The sequence below is a fragment of the Peptidiphaga gingivicola genome, assembly GCF_001652275.1.
Classification (GTDB): Bacteria; Actinomycetota; Actinomycetes; order Actinomycetales; family Actinomycetaceae; genus Peptidiphaga; species Peptidiphaga gingivicola.
This window is the reverse complement of record NZ_LVZK01000001.1, coordinates 1,842,094-1,858,697: the sequence shown is the minus strand read 5'-3', so window position 1 is coordinate 1,858,697 and position 16,604 is coordinate 1,842,094. Positions and strand designations below refer to the sequence as shown.

The following is a 16,604-nucleotide window of genomic DNA, read 5'->3' as shown; positions in this document are numbered from 1 at the left end:
CTGAGCGCGCTTCGTTTGGAATGTGTCGGACCCTCTGCCTATCCTATTTGTCGAACTAACGTTCAATAAGAGGTGTGGAGAAACATGAGAACTTCTGCGGCCTGCGCCCTCGGCGGAAGGGTTTTAAGCGCGGCGGAGCGGCTTGAGGCCGCTCGGCGTGCGCTTGTTTTGGCAGAGAGCGCAGCGGGGGTTTCTTCAGTCGCCGTTTTGCCGGGCAGGGCCTCGCATGGCGAGGCGGTGCTGGGCGCGGCGACGGGCAGGGCCTGGTCCGGGGCTGCCTCGGATGCGGCGCACTGGAGGGAGGCTTCGGGCGGCTGGGCGGTCCCCGAGTGTTTGGCCGAGATCCTCCCGCGAGGACTCGAGCCGGGAATGAGCGTCGGATTCTCCGGCAGCGTCCTCATGGGCCTCCTGCTCGCCGGAATCGCCAGCGGTTCGGGGGCGTGGAGCGTCTTCCTCGGAATGCCGGGCATGGGGTGGGACGCGGCCGGATCGCTGGGAGTCGATGCCTCTCGAACGGTTTGCGTGCCGAAGGTGGGGGATGCGGCGCGCACACAGGCGCTGACTGCCGCCGTCGACGGCTTCGACGTCGTGGTCGTCGGGTCTTCCATTCGCCTGGATGCGCGCGAGCGCCGTCTGCTTTCCAAGCGGGCAGCGGTGCGTGGGAGCCTTCTACTCGGGGAGGGATGGGATTGCCGCGATCGCGTCAGGGGAGAGGTCGTCGCGGTCGAAGGCGTCGACCGCGGCGTCGGGCATGTGCGGGCGCTCCTCGTGGAGGCGACTTCCGGACGGCGTCGCGTTCGGCTGCGGATCGGGGCGTGCGGATGGGCCCCGGTCCAGGCCTCCGACGGTGAAAAGAACGAAGCCGCCGGCCGCGCCCAAGGCGGGCTCTCGTTGGTGGAGGCGATTCCCTCATGATGCACGCATCTGTGGCGGTTCCCGACTGGCCGGTTGCGGCGGCGACGTCGGCGGGGCAGGTCGGCTCCGACGAACCGGCTGCTGTTTTGGGAGTCGGCGGCGTCGTATGCGCGAATGCCTGGGCGCGCAGGCTGGGGGTTCGGACGGGCATGCGCAAACGCGAGGCGCTGTCGATCTGCCCGGAGCTCGTCGTCGTTCAGCGCGACGTTCGCCGCGACGCCCTTCGGTTCGAATCGGTCCTGCAGGCCGTGGACGCGCATGTGGCCCACGTCGTGGTCGTCGAGCCGGGAAGGGTGATTTTTCCCGCCCGGGGCGCTGTGCGTGCGGCAGGGTCGATGGAGGCTCTGGCCGAGGCTCTCATTGGGCAGATCGCCGACGTCGCCGGCTGCGAGGCGCACGTAGGCTGTGGCGAGGGAACCCTCGCCGCCCTTCTGGCCGCCCAATCGGACGTTTTCCTCGACGTCGAAGGATCGGCGCAGTTCCTGAAGCGGACCAAGGTCGAGGGGACGCTCGTCGGCGTCGTTCCCTCGCGCAGAGCCGAGGCTCGGTCCTGCCTGGAGCTGCTGGCGACCCTCGGCGTGAGAACCGTCGGGGACTTGACGGATCTCGGGGCAGCCGCCATGGCGTCCCGTTTCGGGGAGATGGGGTCGCTTCTGTGGCAGTTGGCGCGAGGGAGAGACGTCCATCTGCCGGCGGAGGCTACGACGTCGCCGGGAATCGTGTGCACGCGGGTCTTCGAGCCGCCCCTCCAAAACGTCGAAGAAGCCGTATTCTCTGCCCGCGGCCTAGCCGAGGAGCTCGTGCAGGCCATGGGAGTGCGGACCGCCGCCTCCGGGAGGCTGCGCATCGACGCGGTTTTCGACGACGGCGAAGAGCTCTCGCGATCCTGGTCGGTCGGGGGCGGGGGCGCCCGCGACGTCGTCGATCGAGTTCGGTGGCAGCTCGGAGGATGGGCGGGCGGCGGACCCCTCGCGCGGCTCGAACTCAGGCTCGACGCCGCGTCGGCCGATGCGGCCCCCGAGCCCCTGTGGGGAGGAAGGTCGGCGGGAAACGAGCGAGCGGCGGCGGCCGTAGCCCGGATCCAGACGGTCCTCGGCGAGGAGTCGGTGAGGGTTCCCCGCAAGGTGGGAGGGCGCACGGCGGCGCGGCGCCACGCCGAAATCGCGTGGGGCGAGCACAGTCCGGACGACGGGCGCAGATCGGCTCTTCCGTGGCCGGGCGCCATACCCGAGCCGGGGCCTTCGCGCATCCATGTTGCGCCCGTCGACATTGGGCTCGACGGGCGATGCGGACACCGCTTGGCGGTCACGGGGGAGGCGGAGCTGACATGCGCAGGCGGCTGCGCCGATCCCGAACCCGGCCTGCTGCGATCGGCGAAAGGCTCGGCGACGATCCGCGATTACGCAGGGCCTTGGCCCATCGACGAGCGGTGGTGGGATCCCTCCGGACGCTCCAGACGCGCCTATCTCCAAATCGTCCTCGACGGGGCGGCCGCCCTCGTTTATTGCGAGGGCGGAACGTGGCATGAGGAGGGCCGGTATGAATAGACGCCTCTCCGTCGTTCGGCCGGGGGCCGCGAGGCATTCGCCTTCGAGGCGGCCGTTCGCCGAGCCCGAGGGTGCGGTTCCGTACGCAGAACTGCACGTCCACTCCGCTTACAGCTTTCTCGACGGGGCCAGCCTTCCCGCCGACCTCGTCGCTCGGGCCTGCGAATTGGAGCTGCAGGCTCTCGCCGTGACCGACCACGGCGGCTTTCCCGGCGTCGTCCAGCTTGCCTCCGCAGCCAGGGCGGCCGGGCTGCCCGCCGTCATCGGAACCGAATTGACCCTTCTGTCCGAAGATAGAAGCGCCCAAGCCGATCCTCCCGGCGAGCACATCGTCCTCCTGGCTCGCGACCCCGAAGGCTACAGACGCCTTTCCCGGACGGTGGGGGAGGCGATGCTGGCGAGCGGGGAAAAGAACCGCGCTCGCTACGAGCTCGAAGACCTGGCGGCTGCCTCCGGCGGAAATTGGATGGTTCTCAGCGGCTGCCGAAAGGGAGGCGTCAGACGGGCCCTGGAGGGGTTGGAAGGGCAAGGGGCGGAGGGTTCCCGCGGCGGCCTCCCCCTGGAGGGCGCCGGAAGCCGCGAACGAGCCGATTGCCTTGGGATTGCCGGAAGCCCCGGGATCGCCGGGGGCCGCAGGAACAGCGGCTTCAATCCCGGAGCCTCGGCTTTTTCCGGGCCTTCTCCCGCTCTGTGGGACGTCGACGCCGCAGTCGAACAGGTGCGCCGCCTCGAATCACTTTTCGGCAAGGAGAACGTAGCGGTCGAACTGACGAACTCCGGAGCCCCGCTTGACCGCGAGCGCTGCCGCGCCCTCGTCGAAACGGCCGACCGAGCCGGCGTCCCCTACCTGGCCACAGGCAATGTGCACTATGCGCGCCCTCGCGACAGGGATGTCGCCGACGTCTTCGCCGCCACGAGGGCTCGAACCACCCTAGAAGAGATTGACCCCTTCCTTCCGGCCAACGGTTCGCACCTTCGGTCGGGGGAACAGATGCTCTCCCTGCACCGAGACCACCCCGAAGCGGTGGCTGAAGCCGCCAGGATCGGGGCCGAATGCGCTTTCGATCTGGCGCTCGTCGCCCCTGACCTTCCCGATTTTCCCGTTCCCGAAGGCCATACCGAAGCGAGCTGGCTGCGTTGCCTCACCCGCGAGCGCGCGCTCAAGCGTTACGGGCCGCGCTCGTCGAACCCGCGGGCGTGGGAGGTGATCGACCACGAACTCGACGTCATCGTCGGCCTCGGCTTTCCCGGGTATTTCCTCATCGTCTGTGAAATCGTCGACTTTTGCCGCAGCCGGGGCATCTGGTGTCAGGGCAGAGGATCGTCGGCGAACTCGGCGGTCTGCTTCGCCTTGGGCATCACCGCCGTCGACGCCGTCCGCCACAAGATGCTCTTTGAACGGTTCCTTTCTCCGGGGCGTTCGGGTCCGCCGGACATCGACGTCGACATCGAATCTGACAGAAGGGAAGAGGTCATCCAGCATGTCTATGAACGCTACGGAAGGAAATGCGCCGCGCAGGTCGCCAACACGATCTCTTATCGTCCGCGCTCGGCCATACGCGACGCCGCAAAAGCCCTCGGATACGAGGAAGGGCAAGTCGAGGCGTGGCTGCGATCCGTCGAGCACAAGGTTCCTGCAAAAGCCGACGTCGGCGGGTCCGCAGGCTATGAGCCCGCGGGCTACGAGGCGGACGTGCCCGCCGCTGTGGCCGATCTTGCCTCGCGCATGCAGAGGCTTCCCCGCCACCTCGGCATCCACACGGGAGGGATGGTCCTGTGCGACCGTCCTGTGATCGACGTGTGCCCGGCGGGCTGGGCGCGAATGCCGGGACGCACCGTCCTTCAGTGGGACAAGGACGATTGCGCTGAAGCCGGGCTCGTCAAATTCGACCTTCTCGGGCTCGGAATGCTCACGGCTTTGCGAAAGTCGTACACGCAGCTGACCGACGCCGGAATCGCGGGAAGCGACGGGAAGCCCCTCGGGCTTCACAACCTTCCCCAAGAAGACCCTCGCGTCTACGCCCTGCTCCAGGCTGCCGACACGGTCGGCGTCTTCCAGGTCGAATCGCGCGCCCAGATGGCCACTCTTCCGCGCCTGCGCCCCGAATGCTTCTACGACATCGTCATTGAGGTGGCCCTCATCCGCCCCGGCCCCATCCAGGGCGACGCCGTCAGCCCCTACCTCGCAAGGCGCCGGGGCCGAGAACCCGTCACGTACCCGCATCCCTTGACCAAGCCGGCCCTGGAAAAAACCCTCGGAGTCCCGCTCTTCCAGGAACAGCTCATGCAAATAGCGATCGACGTCGCCGGGTTCACCCCGGCCCAGGCCGATCGGCTGCGCAAAGCGATGGGCGCGAAACGCTCGCACGAACGCATGTCCGAGCTCAAAAGCGAGCTGTATTCGGGGATGGCCGCCAAAGGCGTGCCCCCGGGCGTCCGCGAGGAAATCTATGACAAGCTCGACGCCTTTGCAGAATTCGGCTTCCCGGAGTCCCACTCCTTTTCCTTCGCCTACCTCGTCTACGCCTCGGCATGGCTCAAAGTCCACTTTCCCGAGCACTTTTACGCCGGCATACTGGCGGCCCAGCCCATGGGCTTCTACTCTCCCCAGAGCCTCGTGGCCGACGCCAGGCGCCACGGCGTGCACGTGGCCTCCCCGTGCGTCGTGCGTTCGCTAGGCGAGGTGAGCGTGAGGAAACGCGGCGCCGCAGAGCGCGACGTCGCAAAATGCGGGGGAGAACGAGCCGAAATGGAATGCGATGAACCCGAGTGCGGCGACGGCGCCGCGGCTTCTACGCGGCTCGTCGATCCCCATGGGGACCTGGAAGTGCGCCTCGGCCTCGACTCCGTTCGGGGCCTCGGCGCCGCAGCGGTTTCCAGGATTCTGAAGGCCCGCCAGGGTGCGCCTTTCACGGATGCGGCGGACATGGCCAGACGCGCCCGGCTGGGGCGCGGGCAGCTTGAGGCGCTCGCCGCCGCGGGGGCTCTGCAAGCGCTCGGAGTGGGCAGGCGCGAGGGAATATGGGCGGCTCAGGCCCTCGCCGACAAAACTGTTCAAGGAAAAGGCTGGTATCAGCCCACGCTTCCGGGAACCGAGAGCATCGGCACCGCCCCGGCCCTCGACGAAATGACCGAGCAGGAGGCCGCGATCGCGGACATTTCCAGCACCGGAGTTTCTGCGGGGTCCTATCCCACGCAATTCCTCCGCGGCGATCTGGCCGGCCGGGGGATCCTGAAAGTCTCCGATCTGGGGGAGGCGCCCGTCGGCGAACGGGTGCGCGTCGCGGGGGTGGTCACGCACCGCCAGCGTCCGTGGACAGCAACGGGAGTCACATTCATCTCCCTGGAGGACGAAACGGGAATCCTGAACGTTGTGTGCTCAACGGGGCTGTGGGACCGATACCGCCAGGTTGCAAGGCGCAGCCAGGGCCTCGTCGTCAGAGGGATGGTCGAACGCGGCGACGGCGCCATGAACTTCGTCGCCGACGCTCTGGAGCCGCTCGTCCTTCCGGTCCAGGCCAAGTCACGGGACTTCCGCTAGCCCACAAGTCTCGAAAGGCGGAGCTTTGCCGTAGACGAACGGCGGCGCCTGGCCGTAGACGGGAAACGGGGGCCTGCCCATAGAATTGTCCACATGTCGCTTATCAAGATCCTGTTCAAGGCAGCCCGCAAGGCGGGGCCCGCCGCGCTGCTCGCCGTCGTCCGGTACGGCCCCGAACTGCGGAAACTCGTCAAAGACAACCCCCGCGTCGTCGAATCGATGACCAAACGTTTCCGTGCCGTCGCCGGCGCGAAGGAAGGACCGTCCGACAAAAAGGGTCTGCATCGCCGCGTCGAGGTCCTCCACGAGCAGGTCACATACGTCTACGCCTCGGCCAACACGTCCGACGTCGCACGCCAAGCCGCGAAGTGGCGGGAAGAGCTCGAACGGATCGATCACGCGATTCCCATCGTCGAGTCGATGAGCAGGCGCGAGCAGTCGGCCGAGCGCAAGAAGCTGGTACGCAAACTCGACGGAATCTCCGCATCTGTGCTGGCCGCGACGGTCGAGGACGCCGTCGAGGACGCCCAGATCGTCGAAGAGGGCGACGAGGCGGCGGGCGCCGGCGATTCCAAGGACGGAAGAACCGGCGGTGCAGCCGGCGATGATGGCTCAGCCAAAAACGGCGGCTCCGCAAGGAATGACGGCTCGGCAGGGAGTGGCGGCCCGGACGAAAAGGGCGGTGCGGAAGCAAACTGAGGCTCGGGCGCAAACGGAGGAGCCGGCACAAAGTGAGGCGCGGGCGCAAAGTGAGGCTCAACCGAAAACGGCAAATAAAGGCAAATAGAACGCAACAATGCGGAAGGGTGCAGCCCCTGGTGTGGGGATGCACCCTCTTGCTTGTGCGCGGAGGGGGACTTGAACCCCCACCCTCTATACGAGGACTAGCACCTCAAGCTAGCGCGTCTGCCTATTCCGCCACCCGCGCAGGTTGTTGATCGGAGCTTGTGGCTCCGAACAACGGATAAGAGATTATCATGCCTTTCTGCCCGAATCAAAGCGAAAAGAGTGGGTTTCATGTGCCCTCGATCACCGCGAATTCCTCCCCGGGTCAGTCGGCCGCTTAAGGCGCACGTTGCCATGTAGTCTTTGAGCCATGGAACCTGCAACCCTCCGCACGCCTAGGCTCGTGCTCTCCCCGGTCGAGGCGTCAGACGTCGACACGATTGCAGAACTCTGCCAGGACCCCGAGATTCAAAAATGGACGACGGTTCCCTCACCCTATACGCGCGAGTCCGCCGAGTTCTTCGTTGAGAGCGTGGCCAAACCGGGCTGGCAGGGGCATTCGCCCAATTGGGCGATTCGCCTCGCCGAAGGAGGCCATTTGACAGACGACGCCTCCGCAGCCGAACGCCAACCCGAGGTCGAACGCCCTCCGTTGATCGGAATAATCGGCATAAGGTCCGATTCCGTGGTCGGGGAAGTGGGCTTCTGGATGTCGCCGCAAGAAAGGGGAAGCGGCTATGCAGCCGAGGCTCTCAAGGCTGTGTGCGACTTCGCCTTCGAGGCAATGGGGTTGCAGGCGCTGGCGTGGCGGTGCGAGATACGCGACGGCGAGCCCAACTGGCCGTCCATGCGCGTGGCCTGGAAAGCCGGTTTCACCCTCGAAGGGGTGTCCCGGGGCATGCTGTCGAACAAGGGCAAGGCCTTCGACGTTGTGATCGGATCCCTCCTGCCGGGCGATTCCCGCGAACCCAAGGGGCCATGGACCGGCCCCACGAAACGGCGTCCCGGCTTCGGGGATCCGAACCGCCCCGAGGATCTCGTCCGCCAGTTTCACGACGTTTACTCGCTGCCTGTCGTCGAAGACGGCCCCGACGCCGGCCGCGAGCGCGTGCACATGCGCCTGGCCCTCGTGGCCGAGGAATTCGCCGAGCTCGTGGGGGCGGTGTACGGCCGGGCCGCCCGCGAACGGATCGAAGCCGCTTTCGAAGAGGCGCGCAAGCTCGACGACGGCACGCGCGACACCGTCGAAACGGCCGACGCTTTGGGCGACATCGTCTACGTCGTCTACGGCATGGCGCTCGAACTCGGGATCCCCCTGAGCAGCGTTCTGGCCGAGATTCAAAGCTCGAACCTGTCCAAGCTCGGCGAGGACGGCAAGCCGGTTCTGCGCGAGGACGGCAAGGTGCTCAAGGGGCCCGACTACTGTCCGCCGGACATCCGCTCGGCCCTGGGCCTGGCCGAGCGGGACGAGTAGAATCGGGCGCCATGGCTGACCTGACCGCGGTCGCTGCGACCAACCTTGACAAAGCCCTCGCTTCCGAAGCCGGCAAGAGCGCCGCCGTCGTGGCACGCGACGGCATGCTCCGCCAGACTGTCATCGCCCTGCGCGAAGGCACCCGCCTCGGCGCCCACAACTCGCCTCCGGCCGCCTCGCTCCAGGTACTCGTCGGCAAGGTGCGGGTGGAGATAGGCGAGAGCCAGCAGGGCGTGTTCTCCGCCGGGGAGATATGGGTTCTCACCCACGAACGGCACTCTGTGCTCGCGTTGGAAGACGCCGTCTTTCTTCTGACCACCGTCACGTCGACGGGCGAGGGCTCCCACTCTTGAAAGCCGGAGTTCCGGTCGCATTTTGACAGTCGAAGCTCGGCAGCAGGACGTCGGAACCGGCGACATCGACACGTCGGCCTTCGACGTCGTTGCGCCCGCCGGCCGCGAATCGTTCCAGCCCCAAATGCTGCGGGCATAAAATCGGGGCCCGCCTCGACAGAAGGCGGGCCCCGATCGGCTGTCACGCCGATGGGCGGTCCCGATTGAGGAATCCGTGCAGGTAAGGGAGGTGATGCCTGCACGGCCCTATTGGCCAATCGGTCCCGACCCTTGCCTCTTCGGGCCCGTCACGTAAAAGCCCTCGAAGGCTGCCGCTCTCGTTTTCCGCATTTGCATGCGGCATATCTAGGCGACAAATCAATGTTAACCTTTTCAACTACATAAAGAAAGAAGCGTGCCCGAATATGGGGAGCAGGTCCCCGAATCTAGCCGCGCAAGGCCGAGGCCAGGCGTCTTGTTGAGAGGCTGAGTTCCTTGAGGTTGGGAGCGAAAGCGGGACGGGCCTCGGCGTGAAACCGCGGGAAGAGGCGTTTTTCTCCTGGCGAATTCGACCGAACGAGGCCGGAGAAGGCCATGGGCGAAGTCGGGGCGGCGTGAAAGCGGTCGGCCGCAAGCGGCGTTGCGGCTCCGAAAGCAGTTATTTACCTGATTGTCGATATAACCGTTTAGTTATAATACTCAACCGTAAAATGAGGCGTCCTGATGAAGGGTGCAATTCCGGTTATTTACCTAACTTTATCGTTATTTATTCCGTCGGGAAACTCGATCGATCGATTATTCAAAAACATTTGACGTTTGATGATAGTGTGGTTTATAGTAGAAAACAGCTGAACATACATAGCTAGTTGACAGAGTGTAGCCAGTGCGTCGTTCGGATGTCACTGGATAAGGAAATGGACGAATCGAGCTGCGTTTTCTGACGTTTCGCGGGTCGATGCGAATGGTTTGTTGAAAGGAGGGGGACATGTCCATCCGTCGTCGGGCCTCCAGGGCCGTTTGCGCGATGTTGGCCGCTGCCGGCACCGTGCTCGCTCCAGACGTTGCGTCGGCTGCCGGAAACGGGCGCTACACTTCGACGTCGCCGGTCGAAGCGGCCAAAGGCCACTCGCCGGTGAAACCGAATGCCGCTGGGGCGGAACGCGGAGGCTCGGACCGCCTTCAAGGCTGGGGCAAACCCGCTTTCAACGACGATTTCGACGACGCCTCCCTGCCCAAGTGGAACGTGCGCGACAACTGGCGGCTCAATCAGGACAAAGCCGTAACGAGTAAACAGAATGTGGAGGTCTCCGACGGACGGCTGACGATTCGCACCAAGCGTCTGGCCAAGGCCGACGTTCGCGACGCCTCCCGTCGGTACTCCAGCGGCTACCTCGACACGGTCGGAAAGTTCTCGCAAAAATACGGACGTTTCGAAGTGCGCGCCAAACTTCCCACGGTCAAGAACAATTCCCGAGGCGTCTGGCCGGCTTTTTGGCTGCGTCCCGACGGCGGCCAGGGAAACGAAGGGGAAATCGACGTCTTCGAGGCCTACGGCACGCCCGACCAAGGCAACGCGGACGTCGATCCCTACGGTAGAAGCGAGGCCACCGTGCATGTCTATCAACCCAGCCGGCACGGAGGGCTGCAGGCTCCCGAAGGGCGAAAGAAGAAGAACGCGTGGACTCCCCAAAGCATCAATCTCAACGACGGAAAGTTCCATACATGGGCCGCGGAGTGGACGCCCGGCAGGATCGCCTTCTTCATCGACGGGCGGAAGTATCACGAAGTGACGAAGAAAACCTGGGGCTCGGCTACATGGGACAAGTTCTTCACAACCGGCAAGTTCAATATTCGTCTCAACGTCCAGGTCGGCTCCTCCTATTGGGGGTTGCCTGAACCGGGGAAGACGGCAGATTCCACCGAATTCGTCGTCGACTACGTTCGGGCCTGGGCATACCGGGGCTAGTATTCACGCTTAGTCCCTTTCACGCAGGACTTCGCCGCCCGCACCGGGATACGCGCCCCCGGGCGGGCGGCGAAGTCCGTCTAGGCGCACAGAATCGATAAAATCTGGCCATGGATGACTTTGGATTACCCGATCTCACCGATGTCGACCCCGCTCGGCTCGAAGCCGATATACGCGAGAAGCTCGAGGGCCGTCGCGCGCTTTTGGAAGCGATCGCGTCGTCTCAGGCTCCGACAACCGTTGAGAACACGCTTCTTCCCTTTGAACTGGAAGCCCAACGTTTGGAAGAGGCCGTCGATGTGCTGCACACGTTTGCGGCCTCCGTCGGCGGCGACGAATGGCATGCCGTCGAGGCCAGGCTCAACCCCCTCATAGTCGAGCATGAAGACGACGTCTACCTCGACTCGCGGCTGTACGACCGTTTCAAGGCTCTGGGATCGGCCGAACTAGGCCCGGAAACGGCTTGGTGCGTGTCAGAGCACCTCAAGGCGTTTCGCGCCCACGGCTGCCACCTCGATGCAGTCGCCCAAGAGCGGCTGCGCACGATCAACAGGGAGGCGGCTGACCTGACGACCGAGTTCGGGCAGCTGGCGCTCAAAGCCCAGCTCGCCGGATCGGTCCCCTTGACCGAGGAGGAGGCCGAAGGCCTGAGCGAGTCCCAGAAGGCCGGTTTGGCGGCCGACGCCGAATCGAACCCGGAACTGGCTAAGGGCAAGCCCTGCCTCGTCGTCCTCCGCCTTCCCACTCAACAGCCCGTCCAATCAGCTCTTGCGCGCGCCGATGTTCGCGAACGGATCTTCGAGGCTTCGACGTCGCGGGGCGACGGAAGCGACCCTGCGACGGACACCCGCCGCATCGTCCTCGCGCTCGCGCGACTTCGAGCAGAAAAGGCCCAGATTCTCGGCTACTCCACCTACGCCCAGTATGTCGCCGCCCAGGAAACGGCCGGATCGACGCGGGCCATTCACAGCCTTCTCGAGCCGATGATCGAACCTGCCCAACGCAACGCCGAAGCCGAACATGAGGCGCTTGAAACATACGCCGAGGCGCCGGTCGCCCCGTCCGACTGGCTTTACTTCCGCGACGCGCTCGCCCGCGAGCAGTTCCAGCTGGACAACGAGGCGCTGGCACCCTACCTGGAGCTGACGAACGTCGTCGAAAGAGGCGTCTTCTACGCCGCGAACAGGCTTTACGGGCTGACGTTCTCTGCGAGGCCGGATCTGCACGGATACGCCGAGGGCGTCAAAATATGGGAGGTTCGCCGCGAGGACGGCGCTCTCGCAGGCCTTTTCCTGGGGGACTATTTCGCGCGCACCGGCAAGCGAGGCGGCGCCTGGATACACACAATCCGGCAGGCTTCGCGGCGAGGGGGAGGATGCGTCGTCGTCTGCAACAATCTCAACGTCACGCGACCGCCCGAGGGAGAGCCTGCGCTGCTGACGTGGGACGAGGTCGAGACAGCCTTCCACGAATTCGGACACGCTCTGCACAGCTTGCTTTCCGACGTCGAATGGCCTTCCGCCGCCGGCGCAAACGTTCCGCGCGACTTCGTCGAGTATCCTTCGCAGGTCAACGAAATATGGGCCAGGCATCCGGAGGTGCTGGCGAACTACGCTCGGCATTTTGCCACGGGCGAGCCCATGCCGGAGGATTTGGCGGCCTCGCTGTCCGCCGCCGACGGCTTCGGCGCGGGGTTCCAAATGTCCGAAATGCTGCAGGCCGTGTTTTTGGACCAAGCCTGGCACGACCGCACGCCCGCCGACCTTCCCGAAAGCCCCGACGACGTCGAAGAGTTCGAAAAGGCGACCCTCGAGAGGCTCGGTATCGCGAGCCCTTGGATACCTCCCCGGTACCGAAGCTGCTACTTCAACCACGTCTTCTCGGGCGGCTATTCCGCCGGTTACTACTCCTACCTGTGGAGTGAGGCCCTCGACGCCGACACGGCAGACTGGTTCCGGACGGTCGCCGCGAAAGACGGAGACGGCGGCCTCAACCGCGAGGCGGGGGCAAAGATGGCGGCTGAAGTGCTCAGCCGGGGAAATTCACGCAATCCGCTCGAGGGCTTCGAAAGGCTCCTTGGGCGCCCGGTCGACACCCGGGCGTTGCTGCGGCGCAAACGCCTGCTCTGAATCGCGTGCCGACGAAGGCTTCGGGCTTGCTCGGGCCGCCGCCGTCCGGGGCACGGGCTTGCCGTCTGTCAAGAGGTCTGGGTTCCCAATCGTCAAGGGCGCCCAACCGCGAGCCGATGGGGCTCGCGGTTGGGCGCCCTTTCACTGCGGCGGTCAGACGATTGCCGCGATTTTGCCCGCTACGGGTGCGTGGCGGGGGTGTGCTTGCCGGAGCCGGTCCAGTTGCCGGTGAGCACAGCGGTGTCGGGCTGGGCGAAGGTGTGGGTCGCGTCGGCGTTGCCTCCGCTCAGCGAGTTCCTCAAGTGATAGACGTTGGCTCGGCGAATCGCGAAGGTGTCTTTCCCGTCGCCGTTCCAATCTCCGACCAGATAGGCGTCGCCCTTCCGTCCATATGTGAAGTCGGCGTCGGCGTCGCCTCCGGTCAGAGTGTTTTTGATGTAGATGTGATTGCCTCGCACGACGGCGACGCTGTCCTTGCCGTCGCCGTCGAAATCACCGGCCAGGAACGTATCGCCTTCGCGTCCATATGTGAAGTCGGCGTCGGCGTCGCCTCCGGTCAGAGTGTTTTTGATGTAGATGCGGTTGCCTCGCACGACGGCGACGCTGTCCTTGCCGTCGCCGTCGAAATCACCGGTCAAGACGGCGTCGTCCGCGCGTCCATAGGTGAAGGACTTGCCTTCGGTTGTGAAGGTCATGCCTTGTCGGGTAATGAAGCCGTCCTTGCCCTTCCCGGTGAAGTCGCCGGCGTAGGGGGTGCCTTTGCCGATAGGCGTGGCAGGCTGGGCCGAGTCGGCGGTCCAGTCGGTGTAGGTGGTGACCGTCGATCCGCCGGGATCGGCTGTCGGGGACGGGCTCGGCTTAGGCGAGTCCGTGGGGGTCGGCTTGGGCGACTCGGTCGGCGAGGCCGTCGGCGTCGGGTTCGCGTCGGTGAGCGAACGGACGACAAAGGGCGGGGTCTCGTAACGTTCAGAGGCGTCCTTCGAGTTTTGAGGGTGGCCGGTGCCCTTGGTCACGAGCACGGACATGACGTAACGACCGTCGTCGGCCATCTGCAGCTTGCCGCCTTTCTTGATCCTTCCGTCCCAGGAGAACGTCTGGAAGCTCTTGTCCGCGCCGACGCCGTCGTTGTCGTACACCTGATGCACCGGGACCGACTGGCCCTGCTTTTTGCCGTCGGGGCCTACGGCATTGACGTATATTTTCATGTTCTTGACGGGAGTCTCCACATGCAGACGGACTCTCGGGACGTCGTAGCCCTTCATGGAATACACGTGGTCCTTTTCGGTCACTTCCGTATACTGTGCGTTGTCGTCTGCGCAGTCAGAGGCCACAACGCGGCCGTTCGGGCACGAGGAGACCCTCACGAGCGAGGGCGAGACGTTGTACTTGTCCTCGGGCTTGCGGCCTACGAAGCTGAGGGTCTGACTGTCGTAGAGATCGCCGTACGTCCATTTCGAACTGATCGCCTCCCTCGATTCGTAGTCTCCGTTGAGCCCGGCGAAGGGAATCCGCTGAATGCGCCCGGCGTCGTCCTTCAACGTGATGTAGCCGCCGTACATCGTGATGTAGGGGAGCTTCGTCTCCACCGCTGTTCCCGTTGCGTAGGAACTGTAGCTGCTGGGCGGGGTGACGGTTGCCTTCACCGTTCGCGTCGAATGGGCGGGAACCGTCACCTTGTCCGCAGAAAACGTGACTTTGGTGTTCAGCCCCGGCGCATACTGGAGAAGGGTGTTCGGCCCGTACGTTCCCGCGGCATTCAGGTTGGAGCCGAGGGTGTACGTCTTCTCCTTGTTGGAATGGTTTGTGATCGTCAGATCGGTTGGATTGTTCGAATCTGTGTCGCCCAGGGAAATCTTCGACGGGGTCACAGTGGAGACTCGCTTTTCCTTCCCGGGGGCGGCATAGGAATTCGCCTGGGAAACGGCGGCAGGAATGTCGATGAGACCCGCGCCCTGGTGTTGGACGGGCTCTTGAATCCGCGCCTGCGAGGGGAATCCGCGCTGTATCGGGTAGGAAAGGAGAACGGGGTCGGCCGTGTTTTGGAGCACAGCCTTCACTGCATCGGGGGAGGCCGACGGATTGGACTCGAGCACCAGTGCGGCTGCTCCCGCAGTGTGCGGAGCGGCCATCGAAGTTCCCGAGAGTTCGGCGTAGCCCTTCTTTGCGGTCTGTTTGTCCAGGGGATAGGCGGACGTGATCTCCCCGCCGGGGGCAAGGACGTCCGGTTTGAGCTTGAGGTCGGCCGTCATTCCCCACGCCGAGAAGGTGGAGACCATCGTGGCCGTGTCTGGGTCGACGATCGGCTCTTGCTTGTCCGTCCAGGTGATCACAGGGCTGTTTCCTGCGCTCTTCGCTACGAGCCCTTCGAGCTTTTCGCCCTGCTCCTTGGTGATCGTGCCGACCGGGAGATCGGTCGTTGGATGAATCGAGGCCCTGACGACGCCGTCTTCATTGTTGTAGATCAACAGGCCGACGGCGCCGTCGGCCTGAGCCGCGGCGGCCTTTTCGGCAAAGGTGGAATCGCCTCTGGCAACCAGCGCCACCTTTCCTTCGAAAGGCTTCCCGGGAAGGTCGACCGCTCCGGTCTTCTGGCCGTCGGGGTATGCGGCGAGCTGGGCGCTTCCAGTCGTCGGAGGGACGGCGGCGCCGTCAACGGGCATGTATGTGTAGGAGGCGCCGTCGGCCGTCGTGAAGGTCGACAGAAGCAAGCCGTTGTTGTCCACCGACCCTACGGCGATGGCCTTTGGGGACACCGCCGGGGCGCTGCCCGAGAACGCGCCGTTGTCGCCTTCGTTCCCCTGGGACACGGTCACGACCACGCCGGAATTGACGAGGGCGTCTGCGGCGACGGCGGTGGGATACTCCGGCCATGTCACGTAAGGCGCGCCAATCGACATGTTGACGACGTTCATGCCGTCCCTCGAGGCGCGCTCCATCGCGGTGAGCATGACGCCCGTGTCGGTTGAGCCGTCGCACCCGAAAACCCTGTACGCGCCCAAGAGCGCGTTCGGCGCGACGCCGCGGAAGTTGCTCGTCGGGTCGTTGCCCGCCGCGATGCCCGCGACGTGGGTTCCGTGGCCGTGGCAGTCGTTGGGGACCGAGTCGGGGACGGCATTGGGATCGTAGGCGTCGGAATTGATGTCCGAATTGTACCTGTCTCCGACGAAGTCGTATCCGGCGACGACCTTGGACGTGGGGAAGGTCGCCGATCCGGGCACGCCCGACCCGCCGAAGGCGGGGTGGTCGATGTCGATGCCGGTGTCGATGATTCCGATTTTCATCCCTTTGCCCGTAAGGCCCAACTCCTTGTGCGCGTAGGGGACGCCGGTCATCGCACCGGCCCTTCGCACCTGCGGGAGAACCTTGGACTTTTGGTTCTTCGGCATCGCTACGCTGAGAACGGGGAAGACGGCTTTGACGTTAGAGGCCTTGACGACTTCTTCGAGCCCCGCCTTGTCGGTTTTGACAACCACGCCGTTCCACAGGCGCGAATGCTTCTCGGTCACTTGCACTCGCGACGAAACGTCCGAGCTGAAAGTCTTTTGCTGGGAAGAGATCGCCTGCGGCGACCCTCCCGATATCGTCGGCTTCGATGCCAGCTGCACGAACCATTTTCCTGTGAATCCCGGCGTGCTTTCCGCTTTCTTTTGGAGGCCGTTCGGGTCCAAAGGCGTGGGAGGAGTTTTGGGGGGATCGGCGTGAATCGGAGAGGAGACGACGCCGATTGCGATCCCGATGGCGCTGAAAAACGCAAGCGAGCGTCCGCGCCAATGAGAGTATTTCATGGATATTTCCCTTCATTTTCAGGGCCTGTTGGTGAGTCAGGCTACCCAGAGTCAATTATCTGTGCGATCGGTTCCGGAATCAACGGTTAATTTCATGTAAGTTGCCGTGGCCTCAAATTTGAGGCCACGGCAACTCGTTATATATTGATTTGTCTTCTACTATTCTATTGCCTTAATTCAGGAATGTTG

The 16,604-nt window shown here is 64.5% G+C and carries 9 protein-coding genes and 1 tRNA gene; 8 read left to right on the top strand and 2 right to left on the bottom strand.

Translation table 11 applies throughout. The features are described 5' to 3' along the window. Positions 1-84: 84 nt before the first annotated feature. The 4 genes from A4H34_RS07710 (at position 85) to A4H34_RS07695 (ending at position 6,702) form a co-directional block, all read left to right on the top strand. A complete protein-coding gene (locus tag A4H34_RS07710; protein ID WP_064231590.1) occupies positions 85-915 on the top strand; it encodes a hypothetical protein in 831 nt (276 codons plus the stop codon). Continuing rightward, positions 912-2,462, top strand: a complete 1,551-nt coding sequence (locus A4H34_RS07705; protein WP_064231589.1) for a DNA polymerase Y family protein — start codon at positions 912-914, stop codon at positions 2,460-2,462. Before A4H34_RS07710 ends, A4H34_RS07705 begins: the two co-directional genes overlap by 4 nt. After that, positions 2,455-6,003, top strand: coding sequence for an error-prone DNA polymerase (locus tag A4H34_RS07700; RefSeq protein WP_231870984.1), 3,549 nt, complete (start codon positions 2,455-2,457; stop codon positions 6,001-6,003). The genes A4H34_RS07705 and A4H34_RS07700 overlap by 8 nt, the downstream gene beginning before the upstream one ends. Before the next feature lie 93 nt (positions 6,004-6,096). Beyond that, positions 6,097-6,702 (top strand): hypothetical protein, encoded by a 606-nt coding sequence (locus A4H34_RS07695; protein WP_064231587.1) that lies wholly within the window; start codon positions 6,097-6,099, stop codon positions 6,700-6,702. Positions 6,703-6,846: 144 nt separating this feature from the next. On the opposite strand, the gene A4H34_RS07690 is transcribed toward A4H34_RS07695, so the two are convergent. Next, positions 6,847-6,931 (bottom strand) — tRNA-Leu (locus tag A4H34_RS07690). 168 nt (positions 6,932-7,099) lie between these two features. Between A4H34_RS07690 and A4H34_RS07685 the strand changes: the two genes are divergently transcribed. The 4 genes from A4H34_RS07685 to A4H34_RS07670 all read left to right on the top strand — a co-directional run bounded on the left by A4H34_RS07685 (position 7,100) and on the right by A4H34_RS07670 (position 12,630). Beyond that, positions 7,100-8,203 carry a GNAT family N-acetyltransferase gene (locus A4H34_RS07685; protein ID WP_064231586.1) on the top strand — a complete coding sequence of 368 codons (1,104 nt, stop codon included), beginning with the start codon at positions 7,100-7,102 and terminating at the stop codon, positions 8,201-8,203. 11 nt (positions 8,204-8,214) lie between these two features. Continuing rightward, positions 8,215-8,556 carry a cupin domain-containing protein gene (locus A4H34_RS07680; protein ID WP_064231585.1) on the top strand — a complete coding sequence of 114 codons (342 nt, stop codon included), beginning with the start codon at positions 8,215-8,217 and terminating at the stop codon, positions 8,554-8,556. Between the two features lie 964 nt (positions 8,557-9,520). Beyond that, positions 9,521-10,501, top strand: a complete 981-nt coding sequence (locus A4H34_RS07675) for a glycoside hydrolase family 16 protein (protein WP_064231584.1) — start codon at positions 9,521-9,523, stop codon at positions 10,499-10,501. A 110-nt stretch (positions 10,502-10,611) separates the two neighbouring features. Beyond that, complete coding sequence (locus A4H34_RS07670; RefSeq protein WP_064231583.1) at positions 10,612-12,630, top strand: M3 family metallopeptidase; 2,019 nt, start codon at positions 10,612-10,614, stop codon at positions 12,628-12,630. Between the two features lie 179 nt (positions 12,631-12,809). Here the strand turns inward: A4H34_RS07670 and A4H34_RS11465 are convergent, their stop codons facing one another. Then, the gene (locus A4H34_RS11465) at positions 12,810-16,415 is read right to left on the bottom strand and encodes a S8 family serine peptidase (protein WP_064231582.1); all 3,606 of its coding nucleotides are present in this window, start codon (positions 16,413-16,415) and stop codon (positions 12,810-12,812) included. Positions 16,416-16,604: the final 189 nt, after the last annotated feature.

Coding starts and splice junctions, on each gene's coding strand:
- A4H34_RS07705 (WP_064231589.1), top strand. CDS start 912: ATGATGCACGCATCTGTGGCGGTTCCCGACTGGCCGGTTGCGGCGGCG.
- A4H34_RS07695 (WP_064231587.1), top strand. CDS start 6,097: ATGTCGCTTATCAAGATCCTGTTCAAGGCAGCCCGCAAGGCGGGGCCC.
- A4H34_RS07700 (WP_231870984.1), top strand. CDS start 2,455: ATGAATAGACGCCTCTCCGTCGTTCGGCCGGGGGCCGCGAGGCATTCG.
- A4H34_RS07670 (WP_064231583.1), top strand. CDS start 10,612: ATGGATGACTTTGGATTACCCGATCTCACCGATGTCGACCCCGCTCGG.
- A4H34_RS07710 (WP_064231590.1), top strand. CDS start 85: ATGAGAACTTCTGCGGCCTGCGCCCTCGGCGGAAGGGTTTTAAGCGCG.
- A4H34_RS07675 (WP_064231584.1), top strand. CDS start 9,521: ATGTCCATCCGTCGTCGGGCCTCCAGGGCCGTTTGCGCGATGTTGGCC.
- A4H34_RS07685 (WP_064231586.1), top strand. CDS start 7,100: ATGGAACCTGCAACCCTCCGCACGCCTAGGCTCGTGCTCTCCCCGGTC.
- A4H34_RS11465 (WP_064231582.1), bottom strand. CDS start 16,415: ATGAAATACTCTCATTGGCGCGGACGCTCGCTTGCGTTTTTCAGCGCC.
- A4H34_RS07680 (WP_064231585.1), top strand. CDS start 8,215: ATGGCTGACCTGACCGCGGTCGCTGCGACCAACCTTGACAAAGCCCTC.